This is a genomic window from Pseudomonas mandelii (genome assembly GCF_006438925.1).
Taxonomy (GTDB): Bacteria; Pseudomonadota; Gammaproteobacteria; order Pseudomonadales; family Pseudomonadaceae; genus Aquipseudomonas; species Aquipseudomonas mandelii_C.
Map to the genome: position 1 here is coordinate 295,567 of NZ_RCZA01000013.1, position 18,414 is coordinate 313,980.

Below are 18,414 nucleotides of genomic sequence, written 5' to 3' on the forward strand. Positions count from 1 at the left end.
GGGTGTGCTTTAGAGTGAGCCCATCAACACACCTCTGAACCACTGCGAAAAAGGAAAGAACATGCTACGGAACGCAACTACTCAGTATCCGATCCTGTTGGTCCACGGGCTCTTCGGCTTCGATCGCATCGGCAAGGTCGAACTCTTTCATGACGTCAAGCAGGCCCTCAGGAGTGCAGGTGCAAGAGTGTTTATCCCGCACCTGTCGGCTACCCATAGCAATGAAGTCCGCGGCGACCAACTTCTGGCGCAGATCGAACGAGTACTGGAAGGAACCGGTGCGAACAAAGTCAACCTGATCGGCCACAGCCAAGGCGCACTCGCCGCACGTTACGCAGCAGCAACAGCGCCGCAGGTAATCGCTTCGGTGACCTCCGTCAGCGGCCCGAATCACGGCTCGGAACTGGCCGACTTCTTGCGCAAGGCGCTCACGCCCGGGCGCCTGCCGGAACACGTCGCCTCGACAGTTGCAACGTTGTTTGCAGACTTTCTATCGTTGCTCAGCGGCCACCGTCACCTGCCGCAGAACGCCATCGCCGCTCTGAATGCCCTGACCACCGAAGGTGTAGGCGCGTTTAACGACAAGTACCCCCAGGGGTTGCCGAAAACCTGGGGTGGCAAGGGTCGCGAACTGGTTAACGGCGTACGTTATTACTCCTGGAGCGGCACCCTGCAGGGCGACATCCTCGACAAAGGGCTTGATGCTCTGAGTCCGCTGCACGGGTTCCTCCGTGCCTTTTCCCACTACTTCACCACCGAACCCGAGCAGAACGATGGCCTGGTTGGCCGCTACAGCTCCCATTTGGGCAAAGTCATCCGGTCCGACTACCCGCTGGATCATCTGGACAGCCTCAGCCAGACCGCCGGTCCGCTGCGCAAGGGCATCGACCCGATTGCCCTGTATGTGCAGCATGCGGAGCGCCTGAGAAATGCCGGCCTATAAAGGAATGCCCGCGATCTGTGCGGACGGGAGGGAACTTTGAGAAGAAATAGACCACTGAATCCGGTAGGCTCCGCACTTTACTGAACATTGAAAGGAGTATTTCACCATGGCTAAAGCCACTGCCCGTCACATCCTCGTTGCCAGCGAAGCCAAGTGCAACGAATTGAAAGCCCAAATCGAAGGCGGCGCTGATTTCGCCGAAGTCGCCAAAGCCAACTCCACTTGCCCGTCCAGCCGCCAGGGCGGTGATCTGGGTTCGTTCGGTCCAGGCCAGATGGTCAAGGAATTCGACGCCGTGGTCTTCAGCGCACCGATCAACGTGGTGCAAGGCCCGGTCAAGACCCAGTTTGGTTACCACCTGCTGGAAGTGACCAGCCGTCAGGACTGATCAACCCTTGAGTTTTTTGCACAACGGCCCACCTTTTGGTGGGCCGTTGTGTTTGGGATACGTGATACGGGTGGCGAGGGACGCGCCGCTAGCGTACAAATTGCGGATATTGACCACCCGGCTCTAAGGCTGACAATGCGACTGGCGTTCCCTACTTTATTGTTCACTGCCGTGGCTCTGTTGTTGAGCGTCACCGGTGTGACTGCAGCACCGCAACATGCGTTGACCGTGTACGGTGAACCGGCGAAGTATCCTGCCGGCTTTAGTCATTTTGCCTACACAAACCCGCAAGCCCCCAAGGGTGGCACGATGCGCCGCTCGGCCGTCGAAATCGGTCATTTCGATCATATGTTGCCCTACATCGATAAAGGCATTGGCGTCACACAGATCGATGGCCTGCTTTACTCGCCCCTCGCCCAGCGTTCGCTGGACGAGCCTTACACCGTGTACGGCCTGGTGGCGCAGCAGATGGAGCGCTCGGACGACGGTTTGTTCCTGCGCTTCTACCTGAACCCCAAGGCCCGTTTCGCGGACGGCAAACCGATCACGGCCGAAGACGTGCGCTACACCTTCGACCTGTTGATGACCCAGGGTAGCCTGCGTTATCGCACCCAATTTGCCGACGTCAAAGGCGTCGAAGTGGAATCACCTCTGACAGTTCGATTCGACTTGAAAAGCAATGAGAACCGTACCCTGCCCCTCGATATCGCGACCCTGCCAGTGTTTCCCGAGCATTGGTGGAAGACTCGCGACTTCGCCAATGGCGGCGGTTACGAGCCACCTTTGGGCAGCGGCCCCTACCGAGTGAGCAAGGTCGACTCCGGTCGCAGCATCACCTTCGAGCGCAATGCCGATTGGTGGGGCAAGGATTTACCGGTCAGCCGCGGCCTCTACAACTTCGATCATTTCAGCATCGAGTACTTCGGTGATACCGACGTCGCCCGCCAGGTTCTGCGCGGCGGTGCCTACGACTACAACCGCGAATTTTCCGCCACCGGTTACTCCATCGGCTACGACGGCCCGGCCCTGAGTGACGGGCGCCTGCAAAAGGCACACCTGGCAACGCAAGCTCCCCAAACGGCTCAGGGCTTTGTGTTCAACCTGCAAAACCCTCTGTTCCAGGACCGTCGAGTGCGTCAGGCGCTGGCCATGCTCTGGGATTTCGAGTGGAGTAACCGGCAGATGATGCGCGACCTGTACATCCGCCAACAGAGTTTTTTTTCCAACACCGACCTCGCCGCCCGAAAGCTGCCGGACGCCGGCGAGCTGGCGATTCTCGAACCACTGCGCGGGCAGATCCCCGACGAGGTGTTCACCCAGGTTTTCGAATCACCGAAAACCGATGGCAGCGGCGTGATTCGCGACAAACAGTTGCAGGCACTCAATCTGCTCGAACAGGCCGGCTGGAAACCCGATGGCGATCAACTGGTCAACGCCGATGGCACGCCGCTGAGTTTCACTTTCCTGGTCAGCCAGAACGGCATGGACCGATTGCTGCTGCCTTATAAGCGCACCCTGAAACAGATCGGCATCGACCTGAACATCCGCCGCATCGACTCGTCCCAATACGTGAATCGCCTGATGAGCCGCGACTACGACATGATCGTCACCGGCTACCCGGTCACGACCTCGCCTGGGGGCGAATTGATCAATTACTTCGGCTCGGTCTCGGCCAACGACCCTGGCGCCAATAACTACATGGTGTTGAAAAATCCGGCGGTCGACACACTGATCACCGGACTGGTTCGCGCCACCACCCAACCCGAAATGCTGCACTATGCCCACGCGCTGGACCGGGTGCTGCAATGGAACTACTACTGGATTCCCAACTATTACCCGCCGGGCAGCTCCACCGTGTGGTGGAATCGTTTCGGCAGGCCCAACGAGCAAGCGAGCAATGACGAAGCCATCGAGAGCTGGTGGGAAATCAGCACCACGCCGCTGACCAACCAACAGATGACCGCTGAGAAAATCCGCCGTGGCAAACCCGGAGGGCCGCACTGATGTGGGCTTACATACTGCGGCGCCTGCTGCTGATCATTCCGACGCTGGTGATCATTCTTCTGGTCAACTTCATCATCGTCCAGGCCGCGCCGGGCGGCCCGGTGGAACAGGCCATCGCGCACTTGCAAGGCCTAGGCGGCGCGAGTGTCGGCGGCGGTTCCGGCGAACGCATGTCCGGCACCTCCCGATCCAGTCGCGGCCTCGACCCGCAACTGATCAAGGACATCGAAAAGCAATACGGCTTCGATAAGCCGGCGCATGAACGTCTGTGGCTGATGCTCACCAGTTACGCGCGCCTGGACTTCGGCAAGAGCTTTTTCCGCGGAGCGACCGTCACCGACCTGATCCTGGAAAAAATGCCGGTGACCATTTCCCTTGGGCTCTGGGCGACGCTGATCACCTACCTGGTGTCGATTCCCTTGGGCATCCGCAAGGCTGTGCACCACGGCAGCCACTTCGATATCTGGAGCAGCACTGCGATCGTCATCGGCTACGCCATGCCGGCGTTCCTGTTCGCGATGTTCCTGATCGTGGTCTTCGCCGGCGGTACCTCGCTGAACTGGTTCCCGGTGCGGGGGCTGGTCTCGGACAACTTCGACTCGCTGTCGACCGTGGGCAAAATCGCCGATTACTTCTGGCACCTGGTATTGCCGGTGACAGCGCTGGTGATCGGCGGGTTCGCCACGCTAACCATTCTGACCAAGAATTCCTTCCTCAATGAAATCACGCGCCAGTACGTGGTCACCGCCCGCGCCAAGGGTCTGAGCGAACGCCGAGTGCTTTATGGTCACGTGTTTCGCAACGCCATGTTGCTGGTGGTCTCGGGGATCCCGCAGGCGTTCATCAGTGTATTTTTCGCCGGTTCCCTGCTGATCGAAGTGATTTTCTCTCTCGACGGCCTGGGTCGCATGAGTTACGAAGCCGCGGTTTCCCGGGATTATCCGGTGGTATTCGGTTCGCTGTTCATCTTCACGCTGTTCGGTCTCTTGATAAAACTGGTCGGCGACCTCTGCTACACCCTCGTGGACCCGCGTATCGACTTCGCCGCGAGGAACGCCTGATGTTCAAGCTCTCGCCGTTAGGTCGTCGTCGTTTCGAGCGCTTCAAGAAAAACCGACGCGGCTGGTGGTCGCTGTGGCTGTTTGTCGGCCTGTTCCTCTTGACCCTCGGTGGCGAGCTGATCGCCAACGACAAACCGCTGATCGTCAGCTATCAGGGATCCCTCTACTTCCCGGCCCTGAAACGTCATACCGAGCAGGAATTTGGCGGGCAGCTGCCGTTCCAGGCGGACTACCGCAGCGACTATGTGCAGAAGCTGATTCACCAGGACGGTGGCTGGATGCTGTTCCCGCCAATCCCCTTCAGCGACGACACGCCAAACTATGACCTCAACCAACCGGCGCCCAGTCCTCCGACGAAGGTCAACTGGCTGGGTACCGACGATCAGGCGCGGGACGTGTTGGCCCGAGTGATTTTCGGTGCGCGGGTGTCGATCCTGTTTGCCTTGATGCTGACATTTGTCAGCGCATTGATCGGCATCGCGGCCGGCGCCCTGCAAGGCTACTACGGCGGCTGGGTCGACCTGATCGGTCAACGGTTGCTGGAGGTTTGGTCGGGGCTGCCGGTGCTGTACCTGCTGATCATCCTGTCGGGTTTCGTCGAGCCTAATTTCTGGTGGCTGCTGGGGATCATGGCGCTGTTTTCCTGGCTGGCCCTGGTGGACGTGGTGCGCGCCGAGTTTCTGCGCGGACGCAACCTGGAATACGTCAAAGCCGCCCGGGCGTTGGGCCTGACTGACCGCAAGGTTATCGTCCGGCACATCCTGCCCAACGCAATGAACGCGACCCTGAGTTATCTGCCGTTCATTCTGACCGGGGCGATCTCGACCCTCACGGCGCTGGACTTCCTCGGCTTCGGCATGCCCGCCGGCAGTGCATCGCTGGGCGAGTTGATCGGTCAGGGTAAGCAGAACCTGCAAGCGCCGTGGCTGGGGCTGACGGCGTTTTTCACCCTGGCGCTGATTCTTTCTTTACTGGTGTTTATCGGGGAGGCATTGCGAGATGCGTTTGACCCTCGATCTTGATCACGATCATGAAGCGGACGGCTGATATGAGTAACAACCTGATCGAAATCCGTGACCTCCGCGTGGCCTTCAGCGGCCAGACCGTGGTGCGCAATCTATGCCTGGACATCCGCCCCGGCGAATGCCTGGCGCTGGTGGGCGAGTCGGGTTGCGGCAAGTCGGTGACCGCTCACTCGATCCTGCAACTGCTGCCCGAGACCGGCACCGAAACCACGGGCAGTATCCGCTACCGTGGCCAGGAGCTGGTCGGCGCTCCGGCCAAGGTGTTGCGAGAACTGCGGGGTAACCGCATCGCGATGATCTTCCAGGAGCCGATGACCTCGCTCAACCCGCTGCACAGCATTGAAAAACAGATCGGCGAAACCCTGCTGCTGCACAAGGGCCTGGCCGGCAAAGCGGCACAAGCGCGGATACTCGAGTTGCTGCATCTGGTGGGCATTCAGAAACCCAAAGAGCGGCTCAAAGCCTATCCCCATCAATTGTCCGGTGGCCAACGGCAACGGGTGATGATCGCCATGGCCCTGGCCTGCGAACCGGAGCTGCTGATCGCCGACGAGCCGACCACAGCGCTGGACGTGACAGTGCAGCGCAAGATCCTGCTGCTGCTCAAATCCCTGCAACAGCGTCTTGGCATGTCGCTGCTGCTGATCAGCCACGACCTCAATCTGGTGCGCAGCATTGCCCAACGAGTCTGCGTGATGAAGGCCGGCGAGATCGTCGAGCAGGCACCTTGCGAAACGCTGTTTACCGAACCGAAACATCCTTACAGCTGCGTGCTGCTCAACGCCGAACCGGAAGGTGAAGCACTGCCCCGGGACGAGCGCGAGAACGTGCTTGAGGTGGATGACTTGCGGGTGCAGTTCGCCCTGAGCGGCGGGCTGTTTCAGCGCAAGACTTACCTGAAGGCCGTGGATGGCATCAGCCTGAATATTCAGCGCGGCAAGACGCTGGGTATTGTGGGCGAATCCGGCTCCGGCAAGTCGACGCTGGGTCAGGCGATCCTGCGTTTGCTCGATTCCGAAGGCAGCATTCGCTTTCAAGGTGAAGCGCTGGACGGCCTGACGCAAAAACAGCTGCGGCCGTGGCGCAAGAAAATGCAGGTGGTGTTCCAGGACCCGTTCGGCAGCCTCAGCCCGCGAATGTCCGTGGCGCAGATCATCAGTGAAGGCCTTGAGGTGCATAGCCAGTTGACGGCTGACGAATGCAAAGCCGAAGTGATTCGGGCATTGGTGGAAGTCGGACTTGATCCGCAAAGCCGTCATCGCTACCCGCACGAGTTTTCCGGCGGCCAACGCCAACGCATCGCCATCGCCCGCGCGCTGGTGCTGAAACCGGCGCTGATCCTGCTGGACGAACCGACCTCGGCACTGGATCGCACAGTGCAAAAACAAGTGGTCGCCCTGCTCCGCCAACTTCAGGAAAAACATGGCCTGACCTACCTGTTCATCAGCCACGACCTGGCAGTGGTGCGCGCACTGGCTCACGACATGATCGTGATCAAGGACGGCAAAGTGGTGGAAAGCGGTGCCAGCCACGACGTGTTCGATTCGCCGCAGCATCCGTATACCAAAGAACTGTTGGCGGCAGCACATCCGGGTTAAGACTTGAAACCGCGGCGCGGCCATCGCGAGCAGGTCGGATCGCCGCACCGTCACTCCCACATTGGAATGCATTTCAAACTGTGGGAGCGAGCCTGCTCGCGATTAGGCCCGTACAGACACTACACATTTTGGACATGACGCCCATGAACACCACCGAAAGCCTCAAGGACTACCAACGCGTTCGTTTGCTAGCGATCCGTTCGTTGTTCGAGATCATCGAGCAGTCCAGCGAAGGCACGGTGATTGTCGACCGCGATGCGAACATCGTCTGGATGAACGAGCGCTATGCCCGACGCTTCGGCCTGGAATCGGCGGAAGTGGCGATCGGCAAGGCTTGCGAAAGCGTGATCCCCGGCAGTCTGTTGCGCGAGGTGGTGCGCACCGGTCGGCCGATCCTGCTCGACATGCAGGACACCCCCAAAGAACCACTGGTGGTGATGCGCCTGCCGATTCATGACGACGCTGGCGTGGTGATCGGCGCCATCGGGTTTGCGCTGTTCGACGAATTGCGCAGCCTCTCGCCGATGCTCAAGCGCTACATGAGCATGCAGGAAGAACTGGCATCCACCCGCTCGCTGCTGCGAGCGCGGCAAACCAAGTACAACTTCGCGCACTTTATCGGCACCAGCGCCGCCAGCCTCGAAGTCAAGCGCCGTGCCCGACGCAGTGCCAGCGCCGAGTCCCCGGTGTTGCTGCTCGGTGAAACCGGCACCGGCAAAGAACTGCTGGCCCAGGCGATTCACGGCGCTTCGCCGCGCGCGCACAAAGCCTTTGTCAGCATCAACAGCGCGGCGATTCCCGAATCGTTGCTGGAAGCGGAATTCTTCGGCACCGCGCCCGGCGCATTTACCGGTGCTGATCGCAAGGGCCGTGCCGGCAAGTTACAGATCGCCCAGGGCGGCACTTTGTTTCTCGATGAAATCGGCGACATGCCGCTGCCACTGCAAAGCAAATTGCTGCGGGTGCTGCAGGAAAAGGAATTCGAGCCGGTGGGTTCCAACGAAGTGATCCACAGCGATGTGCGGGTGATAGCCGCGACCTCCACAGATCTGGAAGCCGCGATCAAACGCGGCGAATTTCGCGCCGACCTGTATTACCGCCTCAACGTGCTGCCAATCCAGGTCCCGCCGCTGCGTGATCGACTCGATGACCTGCCAGCCCTCAGTGAAGCGATTCTGGAGGAGCTGCGCAGTCAGCACGAATTGAACCGCGAAGCCCTGGAACTGCTGGGTCAACATGCCTGGCCGGGGAATATTCGTGAGCTGCGCAATGTGCTTGAGCGGGCGGCGCTGCTCAGTGATGACCTGATGCTGAATGCCGATGATATCCGCGCGGCGATTGGTACGTTCACACCGGTAGAGCGCGTGGCGCCTGTCACGATTGAGCCGGTTGCGCATGAGACTTTCAGTGAGGCTCGGGAGCGGTTTGATCGACAGTTGATTGAAGCTGCCCTCGCGCAATGCGGCGGGAAGGTTGTTGAAGCGGCGGCGCGACTGGGCTTGGGGCGGTCTACTTTGTATAAGAAGATGGTGGCGTTGGGGATTGCATAGTCTCAATAGAGAGACACCGATCTCAAGCTAGAGACAGCCCATCAAGATCAAAAGATCGCAGCCTTCGGCAGCTCCTACAGGTGATTTGCGCATTTCCCCGTAGGAGCTGCCGAAGGCTGCGATCTTTTAGGTGCATCATTGTCTCAAACCAGAGACAAATATCTGTCACAACACTCAACAATCTATATAAATCCTATATATTTCAATATGTTAACTGCCTGGCACGAAACTCGCTAAAGCCCTCTCCCACCAAGATCCACCCTAAAAAAATAACAATCCAGGAGACACACCATGAGTGTGATCATTGCCTTGGCAGCCCTCACGCTGCTAATGCTCGCGGCCTACCGTGGCTACAGCGTTATCCTCTTTGCCCCGATTGCCGCCCTCGGCGCCGTTCTGCTCACCGACCCTTCCGCCGTCGCCCCCGCTTTCACCGGGGTGTTCATGGAGAAAATGGTCGGCTTCATCAAACTGTATTTCCCGGTGTTCCTGCTCGGTGCGGTGTTCGGCAAGCTGATCGAGCTGTCGGGCTTTTCGCGCTCCATCGTCGCAGCGGCAATTCGCCTGCTCGGCACGAGTCAGGCGATGCTGGTGATTGTACTGGTCTGCGCCCTGCTGACTTACGGCGGCGTGTCGCTGTTCGTGGTGGTGTTCGCGGTCTATCCGTTTGCTGCTGAAATGTTCCGCCAGAGCAATATTCCCAAGCGTCTCATCCCGGCGACCATCGCCCTCGGTGCCTTTTCGTTCACCATGGACGCTTTGCCCGGCACCCCGCAGATCCAGAACATCATTCCCAGCACCTTCTTCAACACCACCGCCTGGGCCGCGCCCTGGCTGGGCTTGATCGGCGCGATCTTTGTGGTCTGCACCGGCATGCTGTTTCTGCAGCGCCAGCGCAACAAGGCTCAGCACGCCGGTGAGGGTTATGGCACCGAACTGCGCAACGAACCCGAAACCGCTGCCGACATCAAACTGCCCAACCCGTGGATCGCCGTGTCGCCTCTGCTGGCCGTCGGCGTCATGAATCTGCTGTTTACCCAGTGGATTCCGCAGTGGTACGGCAAGACCCACAGCCTCGCGCTGCCGGGCATGGCCGCGCCGGTAACCACCGACATCGCCAAACTCACGGCGATCTGGGCCGTTCAAGCTGCGTTGCTGGTCGGCATCATCATGGTGCTGGTGTTCGGCTTCCAGGCGATTCGCGGCAAGTTGGCCGAAGGCAGCAGAAGCGCGGTCAGCGGTTCGTTGCTGGCGGCGATGAACACCGCGTCGGAGTACGGCTTTGGTGCGGTGATCGCCTCCTTGCCGGGCTTCCTGGTGCTGGCCGACTGGCTCAAAAGCATTCCCAATCCGCTGGTCAACGAAGCGATCACCGTGACCCTGCTGGCCGGCATCACCGGTTCTGCGTCGGGCGGTATGAGCATTGCGCTGGCGGCTATGGCCAATGACTTCATCGCAGCGGCCCACGCCGCCAACATTCCCCTGGAAGTGCTGCACCGGGTGGCCGCGATGGCCAGTGGTGGCATGGACACCCTGCCGCACAACGGCGCGGTGATTACCTTGTTGGCGGTGACTGGCCTGACCCACCGCGAAGCCTACAAAGACATTTTCTGTATTACGCTGATCAAGACCCTGGCGGTTTTTGTGGTGATCGGTACTTTCTACGCCACTGGCATTGTGTGAGGTATTCATGACGACTCTTTCGGGCAAGACTGCACTGGTCACCGGTTCCACCAGCGGCATCGGCCTGGGCATTGCCCTCAGCCTGGCCAAGGCAGGCGCCAATCTGATCCTCAACGGTTTCGGTGATGCGTCCAAGGTGATTGCCGAGGTCGAGCTGCTCAATAACAAAAGCGGTGGCAAGGTTGGCCATCACCCGGCCGACGTCAGCGACCCGGCACAGATCGCCGACATGTTCGCCTATGCCGAGCGCGAGTTCGGCGGCGTGGACATCCTGGTCAACAACGCCGGTATTCAGCATGTGGCGCCGGTGGAAGAGTTCCCGGCGGAGCGCTGGGATTCGATCATTGCGATCAACCTGTCGTCGGTGTTCCACAGCACCCGTTTGAGCCTGCCGGGCATGCGCGCCAAGGGTTGGGGACGGATCATCAACATCGCTTCGGTGCACGGCCAGGTCGGGTCGGTGGGCAAGGCGGCTTACGTCGCCGCCAAGCATGGCGTCATCGGTTTGACCAAGGTGGTGGGTCTGGAAACCGCCACCACCAATGTCACCTGCAACGCCATCTGCCCGGGCTGGGTGCTGACGCCACTGGTGCAGAAGCAGATTGATGACCGCATCGCCAAAGGGATCGACCCGCAGCAGGCGCAACATGATTTGTTGGCCGAGAAGCAACCTTCGCTGGAGTTTGTGACACCGCCACAATTGGGCGAACTGGTGCTGTTTTTGTGCAGCGAGGCCGGCAGCCAGGTGCGTGGCGCGGCGTGGAATATTGATGGTGGGTGGTTGGCGCAGTAACCCGCAGATGATCGTTCCCACGCTCTGCGGGGGAACGATCTGATACCAACAAGAAGAGGCAAGCCATGTCCGACATCCTCTGGCAACCCAGCGCCAAGCGCATCGGCAAGACCCGCATGGAGGCCTTTCGGCGCTTCATCAATCAGCGACACAACCTCCACGTCGACGACTACCCTGCCCTGCATCAATGGTCCATCGATCAGCGTGAAGCGTTCTGGCAGGCCATCGTCGATTTCTTCGACATCCGTTTCCACGATCAACCGGACGCTGTACTGGTTGAGGGCGCGCAAATGCCCAGCGCCCAATGGTTTCCCGGCGCCACCCTGAACTTCGCCGAACACCTGATGCGCCGTCGCGACGATGCCGTGGCGGTCATTGCCATCGGCGAGAACGGCCAGCGTGAACACCTGACCTGGGCAGAACTGGCTGAGCATGTCGCAGGGTTTCAGAACAGTTTGAAAGCCGCCGGTGTCGGCCTCGGTGACCGCGTCGCGGCGTGCATGCCCAATACCTGGCAAACCCTGGTGGCGATGCTCGGCACCACCAGTTTAGGAGCGATCTGGTCCTGCTCTTCGCCGGACTTCGGTACCCAGGGCGTAATCGACCGTTTCGGCCAGATCGAGCCGAAAGTGCTGATCACCTGCGCCGGTTACCGCTATGCCGGCAAGGACATCGACCAGACCGCCAAGGTCAATGAAATCCTCGAACGCTTGCCATCCTTGCAGCAGTTGATTGTCGTGCCTTACGCCCGACCGCAAGCGCACATCGAACACTTCCACACCCGGGCCAACGTGACGCTCTGGGATGATTTCTACGACGTGGGCGGCGAACCGGATTTCGTCCCCGTGCCCTTCGCGCATCCGCTGTACATCCTCTATTCCAGCGGCACCACCGGCGTGCCGAAATGCATCATTCACAGCACCGGCGGCGTGTTGCTGCAACACGTCAAGGAACACGGATTGCATTGCGACCTCGGCCCCGGCGACCGGTTGTTCTACTACACCACGTGCGGCTGGATGATGTGGAACTGGCTGGTCTCGGCACTGGCCGTGGACAGCACGGTGGTGCTGTACGACGGCTCGCCGTTTCATCCCGCCCCCGAGCGCCTGATCGACCTGATCGACGACGAACGCATCAGTGTCTTCGGCACCAGCCCCAAGTACCTCGCGACCCTGGAAAGCAACGGCATCAAACCTCGCGAAAGCCATGACCTGAGCAGCCTCAAAACCCTGCTGTGTACCGGTTCCGCGTTGTCGCCGCAGAGTTACGACTACGTCTACCGCGACCTCAAGCCTGACCTGTGCCTGGCCTCGATGTCCGGCGGCACCGACATCGTTTCGTGTTTTGTGAACAGTAATCCGCTGCAACCGGTACGCCGTGGCGAGATACAAGGCAAAAGCCTGGGCATGGCGGTGGAAGTCTGGAACGACGACGGCCAGCCGGTGATCGGCGAAAAAGGTGAGCTCGTGTGCATCCGGCACTTCCCGGCAATCCCCATCGGGTTCTGGAATGATCCTCAGCAGGAAAAGCTTCGCGCCTCGTATTTCAGTCAGTTCCCCGGTGTCTGGGCCCAAGGCGATTACGCGGAACAATTGCCCCACGGCGCGATGATGATCCACGGACGCTCCGACGCCGTGCTCAACCCCGGCGGAGTGCGCATCGGTACCGCGGAAATCTACCGTCAGGTGGAGAAAATCCCACAGGTTCTGGACAGCGTGGCCATTGGTCAGCAATGGCAGGATGACGTGCGGGTGGTGTTGTTTGTGCGCTTGCGCGAGGGCGTCGAATTGGACGAAGCGCTGCAACAACAGATCCGCCAGGTCATCCGCGCCAACACCACACCACGGCATGTGCCGGCGAAGATTGTCGCGGTGACGGACATTCCACGGACGATCAGTGGCAAGGTTGTCGAGTTGGCCGTGAGGAATGTGGTGCACGGGCAGAAGGTGAAAAACACCGATGCCTTGGCCAATCCCGAGGCCCTTGAACAATTCCGCAACCGCCCCGAACTCAACGACTGAAACACAACCTGCGTAGGAGCTGCCGAAGGCTGCGATCTTTTGATCTTTAGCGACATCATTGATGCCATAAAATCAAAAGATCGCAGCCTTCGGCAGCTCCTACAGGGGGCGATGTCAGTCCATGAGCCCCCATTCACCCGGCGGCGCATGGGGGCCCGGTGACGCTTCGGCGTGCAGCTTCAGCCGCAAGCGCAAATTGTTCACCGAATCCGCATGTTTCAACGCTTCTTCCTCGTCAATCGCGCCCTCGACGACCAACGCATAAAGCGCTCCGTCGAACGTCTGCATCCCCAGCTCCACAGACTTCTCCATAATCCCTTTGAGCTCGGAAAACTCATTGCGCCGGATCAGGTCGCCGACGGTCGGCGTGCCAATCATCACTTCCACCGCCGCCCGTCGCTGACCGTCACGGGTACGCACCAATCGCTGGGAAACGAAGGCCTTGAGGTTGTTGCCCAGGTCATGCAGGAGTTGCGTCCGCCGTTCTTCGGGGAAGAAGTTGATGATCCGGTCCAGCGCCTGATGGGCGTTGTGGGCATGCAGCGTGGAAATAACCAGATGACCGGTATCGGCAAACGCCAGCGCATGCTCCATCGTCTCGCGGTCACGAATTTCGCCGATCAGCACGACGTCCGGTGCCTGGCGCAGGGTATTTTTCAATGCGGCGTGAAAACTGCGGGTGTCGACGCCGACCTCGCGCTGGTTGATGATCGACTTCTTGTGCCGATGGATGTACTCGACCGGGTCTTCAATGGTGATGATGTGGCCACTGCTGTGGCGATTGCGGTAGTCGATCAACGCTGCCAGCGAAGTTGACTTGCCCGAGTCGGTAGCGCCGACGAACAGCATCAGTCCTTGTTTGAGCATCACCGTTTCGAGCAGCACCGACGGCAGCTTTAGATCTTCGAAACGCGGAATGTCGAGTTTGATGTTGCGCGCTACGATCGACACATCGTTGCGTTGTTTGAAGATATTCAGTCGAAAGCGCCCGATACCGGTCAAAGAGATGGCCAGGTTCATCTCCAGCTCCCGATCGAACTCCAGACGCTGTTCGGCGTCCATGATGGACGCGGCAATGGCCGCGATTTCACCCGGTTTATACGGCTGATCGGCCAAGGGTTTAAGCACACCCTCGAACCGTGCGCTGGGTGGCGCACCGGTAGACAGATAAAGATCGGAGCCATTCTGACTGGCCAGGAGCCTTAACAGTGCATCGATTTCCATGGCAAAAAGCACCCGCGAAGCATTCAATGAATAAAAATGACCCAAATTGGGTCATCCAGCGTCTACTGCGGTACAAGGATAGTTGACACCGCTACACCGACTTAAGTGCAGGACATCTTGATGAACGCATCACCGACCGGCAGCGATGCCCAGGCCTTGATTGCCCGACTGGACTGGAGACGCAGCCCGCTGGGCGCTGCCAGTACCTGGCCGCAAAGCCTGCGAACCGCCGTGGATATCGTGATTCATTCGCCGATGCCCATGCTGTTGCTGTGGGGGCCGCAGCTCACGCAGATCTACAACGACGGCTTCGCCCTGCTGGCCGGCAGCAAGCATCCACACGCATTCGGACAGCCGACACACCTGATCTGGCCAGAGTTAAAAGACTTTACCGATCCCATTTACAGCGCCGTCCTACAAGGTCAGGTACGGACCTACAGCGAACAGCGCTTCACCTTGCAGCGTAATGGCCATGATTCCGACTTCTGGCTGGACCTGACCTACAGCCCCATCCGCGATGAAAGCGCCCAGGTCGCCGGGATTCTGGTGACGGCCATCGAAACCAACGAACGCCGACGCATCGCCCTCGAACTCGAGCAGCGTTCGGCTGCGAGCCTCAAGGCCCAGCACGAAACCGAGGAGCGCCTGCAACTTGCGCTCGCGGCCACCGACGCCGTCGGCACCTGGGACTGGGACATCAACGAAGACCGCTTCATTGCCGACACCCACTTCGCCCAGTTACACGGTATCGACCCGCTGCTCGCCAATCAGTTGCCCATCAGCGCTTACCTTCAGGGGGTGCACCCGGAAGACCGCGCCATGGTCGCCCGCAGCATCAAGCACTCCATCACCCACGGCACCGAGTACGCCGAGGAATATCGCCTGCTGCAGGCCGACGGTCAGCTGCGCTGGGTGTTTGCCCGGGGTCGTTGCTACAAGGACCACCATGGCCGGCCGATCCGCTTCCTCGGCGCCGCCCTGGACCTGACCGAACGTAAACACACAGAACAAGCCTTGCGGCAAAGCCAGACCGAGCTGCAACTGATCATCAACGCCATGCCGATCCTGATCAGCTACGTGGACCGCGAGGAACGCTTTCGCCTGAACAATGCGGCCTACCTCGACTGGTACGGGCTGACGCCTCAGGAGCTCTTTGGCAAAACCATCCGTGAAGTACTGGGTGAAGAAGCCTATGCCTTGCGCGCCGAACACATCGCCCAGGCACTGTCCGGCAAGCCTTGTTGTTTCAGCATCAGCACCCCGCACCGTGACGGCAGCATCCGCCAGGCCCTGATGAACTACTTGCCGCGCCACAGCGCGGATGGTGCGGTCAATGGATTCTATATCTTTGTGATTGACGAAACCGAGCGCAAACAGACCGAAGAAGCCCTGCGCAATCTCAACGAAACCCTTGAGGAACGGGTCGCCGCCCGCACCCAACAATTGGCTGAAGCCAACCAGCGACTGCAGAACGAGATGTTCGAACGCGAACGCGCCGAAGAGGCGTTGCGCCATGCGCAGAAGATGGAAGCGCTCGGCCAGCTCACCGGCGGCATCGCCCATGACTTCAACAATATGCTCACCGGGATCATCGGCAGCCTCGATTTGATGCAGCGCTACATCGCCGACGGGCGCGTCGCCGAGGTGGGCCGTTTCACCGAGGCGGCAGTGTCCTCGGCCTACCGCGCCGCCGCCCTGACCCATCGCCTGCTGGCGTTTTCCCGGCGTCAGTCACTGGACCGCAAGCCGCTGAACGCCAATGATCTGATCCATTCCCTGGAAGATCTGCTCAGTCGGACCAAGGGCGACCACATCGAGCTCAAACTGCAACTGGCCGATGACGTCTGGCCGGTCAGCACCGACGTCAGCCAGCTGGAAAATGCCCTGCTCAATCTGGTGATCAACGCCCGGGACGCCATGCCCGATGGCGGCGAGTTGCGGATTGAAACCGCCAACGTTTACCTCGACAGCAGTGATATCAACACCCTGGAACCGATCAAGGCCGGGGATTATCTGATGATTGCCGTCAGCGACAACGGTACCGGCATGACACCGTCGGTGCTGGCCAAGGCTTTCGACCCATTCTTCACCACCAAACCCATCGGCCAGGGCACCGGTCTTGGGTTGTCGATGATCTATGGTTTTGCCCAGCAGTCAGGCGGTCATGTCAGCCTGTTCAGCTTGCCGGGCCAGGGCACCAGCGTTCGTCTGTACCTGCCGCGGCTGCACGCCGCAGAGCCCGAAAACATCCTGATGCCGGTCACCAGCGTAGCGCCGGCCGCGATTGCCGGTGAAACCGTGGTGTTGGTGGAGGACGATCCGGCGGTGCGCATGCTGGTGCTCGACCTGCTCAACGAGCTGGGTTACCACGCCCATGAAGCCCAAGACGCGAAGACTGCCCTGCCCCTGCTGGAGTCCGACCTGCGGGTCGATTTGCTGGTCACCGATGTCGGGCTCCCGGGGATGAACGGTCGACAACTGGCGGAGATTGCGCGTCAGCATCGCCCCGAACTCAAAGTGCTGTTCATGACCGGTTACGCGGAAAAAGCCGCCGAGCGCCAGGGTTTCCTGGAAGAAGGCATGGACATGGTGGCCAAGCCCTTTTCCATTGACCTGTTGGCCAACAAGATTCGCGCGATGATCGGTCAACCGGACTGAGTTAAGGCATAATCGCGCGCCCCCCGCTGGCACCCACATAGCCACCACCGTTGCAAGGTACTGCCCATGAAAGCTCAAGCCCGCCATATTCTGGTGAAAACCTCGGAAGAAGCCGAACAGCTCAAACAACGCATCGCCAAGGGCGAAGCCTTCGATGTGCTGGCCAAGAAGTATTCCACCTGCCCGTCTGGCAAGCGCGGCGGCGACCTGGGTGAAGTACGGCCCGGGCAGATGGTTGGGGTTATCGATGCCGTGATTTTCAAAAAGCCGTTGCGGGTTGTGCATGGTCCGATCAAGAGCAAGTTTGGCTATCACCTGGTGCAGGTGTTTTACCGGGATTAATGGATCATTGTAGGAGCTGCCGAAGGCTGCGATCTTTTGATCTTGATTTAAAAGAGCAAGATCAAAAGATCGCAGCCTTCGGCAGCTCCTACAGGGGATTGCATTTCAGTCTTTGGGAATCAGAGCTCCAGGTACTTGAATCACCCGACTCGCCAAGCGGTGCCCCGCTTCAGCAGCCTCAACCGGACTGCCACCCTTGAGCCTGCTGGCCAGGTACGCGGCGCTAAATGAATCCCCCGCCGCCGTGGTGTCCACCACCCGCTCGACCACCTGCGCCGGCACTTCAAACGACGCGCCATCACAACGAATCAGACACGCCTCGGCACCACGCTTGAGTACCACTTCAGGCGTGCCAATCTGCTCGTAAGCGGCAAACACCGCCTCGCAATCGGAAAAATGAAACAGCGCCTGTTCGTCATCGACCGTCAGCAATGCCAGGTCGACATAGGGCAGAACGCTGCGATAGGCCGCTCGTGCGTCCTCGATCGACGCCCACAAACGTGGCCGGTAGTTGTTGTCGAACACGATCCGCGCATCCCGCTGCCGGGCTTCGACCAGGGTTTCCAGTAACTTCTCCCGACCTTGCACACCCAGTACCGCCAGGGTGATGCCACTGAAATACAGCACATCGTAATCCGGCAGTGCCGCCAGGATCGGCGCGGCGGCCGGGGTGGTGAAACAATCGCGGACGGCCGCCTCGTTGCGCCAGTAGAGAAAACGCCGTTCGCCGGCAGCGTCAGTCTGGATGCAATACAAGCCGGGCAATCGGCCGGGCAAGCGCTGGACCATACCGAGCCCGATATTTTCCTCGGCCCAGCTCTGGCACATCGCATCGCTGAAACTGTCGTCGCCCAGGGCGGTGACGTAATCCACCGTGCCGCCCTCACCCAGCTCCCGGGACAGGTAGACCGCCGTGTTCAAGGTATCGCCACCGAAACTCTGTTGCAGGCTGCCGTCGGCGCGTTGCTGCAACTCGATCATGCACTCGCCGATCAGGGCAATGCGCGGGGTGTTGGGGCCGAGGGTGCTGATGGTGTTCATTGTGGGGTCTCTGGTGTTTCGGTGTTGTCTGGCAGGGCCTCATCGCGAGCAAGCTCGCTCCCACATGGGATCTTCAGTGTTCA

General features: G+C 59.9%; 14 protein-coding genes. 12 read left to right on the forward strand and 2 right to left on the reverse strand.

Annotation, left to right across the window (positions count from 1 at the left end; translation table 11 throughout):
• The first annotated feature begins 61 nt into the window (after positions 1 to 61).
• The 10 genes from EAH74_RS27345 to EAH74_RS27390 all read left to right on the forward strand — a co-directional run bounded on the left by EAH74_RS27345 (position 62) and on the right by EAH74_RS27390 (position 13,066).
• Positions 62 to 943 (forward strand): esterase/lipase family protein, encoded by an 882-nt coding sequence (locus tag EAH74_RS27345; protein ID WP_140682576.1) that lies wholly within the window; start codon positions 62 to 64, stop codon positions 941 to 943.
• A 106-nt stretch (positions 944 to 1,049) separates the two neighbouring features.
• Positions 1,050 to 1,331, forward strand: coding sequence for a peptidylprolyl isomerase (locus EAH74_RS27350; RefSeq protein ID WP_046048458.1), 282 nt, complete (start codon positions 1,050 to 1,052; stop codon positions 1,329 to 1,331).
• 135 nt (positions 1,332 to 1,466) lie between these two features.
• Positions 1,467 to 3,335, forward strand: coding sequence for an extracellular solute-binding protein (locus tag EAH74_RS27355; protein ID WP_140682579.1), 1,869 nt, complete (start codon positions 1,467 to 1,469; stop codon positions 3,333 to 3,335).
• Positions 3,335 to 4,396, forward strand: a complete 1,062-nt coding sequence (locus EAH74_RS27360; RefSeq protein ID WP_140682582.1) for a microcin C ABC transporter permease YejB — start codon at positions 3,335 to 3,337, stop codon at positions 4,394 to 4,396. Before EAH74_RS27355 ends, EAH74_RS27360 begins: the two co-directional genes overlap by 1 nt.
• Positions 4,396 to 5,418 carry an ABC transporter permease gene (locus EAH74_RS27365; RefSeq protein WP_046048461.1) on the forward strand — a complete coding sequence of 341 codons (1,023 nt, stop codon included), beginning with the start codon at positions 4,396 to 4,398 and terminating at the stop codon, positions 5,416 to 5,418. The genes EAH74_RS27360 and EAH74_RS27365 overlap by 1 nt, the downstream gene beginning before the upstream one ends.
• 26 nt (positions 5,419 to 5,444) lie before the next feature.
• Positions 5,445 to 7,019: an ABC transporter ATP-binding protein gene (locus EAH74_RS27370; RefSeq protein ID WP_140682585.1), complete on the forward strand. Its 1,575-nt coding sequence runs from the start codon at positions 5,445 to 5,447 to the stop codon at positions 7,017 to 7,019.
• 143 nt (positions 7,020 to 7,162) lie between these two features.
• Entirely contained in the window at positions 7,163 to 8,569 is a 1,407-nt protein-coding gene (locus EAH74_RS27375) for a sigma-54 interaction domain-containing protein (protein WP_140682588.1), read from the forward strand.
• A 291-nt stretch (positions 8,570 to 8,860) separates the two neighbouring features.
• Positions 8,861 to 10,252 (forward strand): GntP family permease, encoded by a 1,392-nt coding sequence (locus EAH74_RS27380; protein WP_140682590.1) that lies wholly within the window; start codon positions 8,861 to 8,863, stop codon positions 10,250 to 10,252.
• Between the two features lie 7 nt (positions 10,253 to 10,259).
• The gene (locus EAH74_RS27385) at positions 10,260 to 11,045 is read left to right on the forward strand and encodes a 3-hydroxybutyrate dehydrogenase (RefSeq protein ID WP_140682593.1); all 786 of its coding nucleotides are present in this window, start codon (positions 10,260 to 10,262) and stop codon (positions 11,043 to 11,045) included.
• A gap of 65 nt (positions 11,046 to 11,110) precedes the next feature.
• Positions 11,111 to 13,066, forward strand: a complete 1,956-nt coding sequence (locus tag EAH74_RS27390; protein ID WP_140682596.1) for an acetoacetate--CoA ligase — start codon at positions 11,111 to 11,113, stop codon at positions 13,064 to 13,066.
• Between the two features lie 114 nt (positions 13,067 to 13,180).
• Here the strand turns inward: EAH74_RS27390 and EAH74_RS27395 are convergent, their stop codons facing one another.
• Positions 13,181 to 14,290: a PilT/PilU family type 4a pilus ATPase gene (locus EAH74_RS27395; RefSeq protein ID WP_140682599.1), complete on the reverse strand. Its 1,110-nt coding sequence runs from the start codon at positions 14,288 to 14,290 to the stop codon at positions 13,181 to 13,183.
• 120 nt (positions 14,291 to 14,410) lie between these two features.
• Between EAH74_RS27395 and EAH74_RS27400 the strand changes: the two genes are divergently transcribed.
• Both EAH74_RS27400 and EAH74_RS27405 read left to right on the forward strand, forming a co-directional pair.
• Positions 14,411 to 16,948 (forward strand): PAS domain-containing hybrid sensor histidine kinase/response regulator, encoded by a 2,538-nt coding sequence (locus EAH74_RS27400; protein WP_140682602.1) that lies wholly within the window; start codon positions 14,411 to 14,413, stop codon positions 16,946 to 16,948.
• Between the two features lie 66 nt (positions 16,949 to 17,014).
• On the forward strand, positions 17,015 to 17,290 hold the full coding sequence (locus tag EAH74_RS27405) for a peptidylprolyl isomerase (protein ID WP_007898282.1): 276 nt from the start codon (positions 17,015 to 17,017) through the stop codon (positions 17,288 to 17,290).
• Positions 17,291 to 17,395: 105 nt separating this feature from the next.
• Here EAH74_RS27405 and EAH74_RS27415 read toward each other — a convergent pair whose 3' ends face one another.
• Positions 17,396 to 18,331 (reverse strand): sugar kinase, encoded by a 936-nt coding sequence (locus EAH74_RS27415; protein ID WP_140682605.1) that lies wholly within the window; start codon positions 18,329 to 18,331, stop codon positions 17,396 to 17,398.
• Positions 18,332 to 18,414 lie beyond the last annotated feature (83 nt).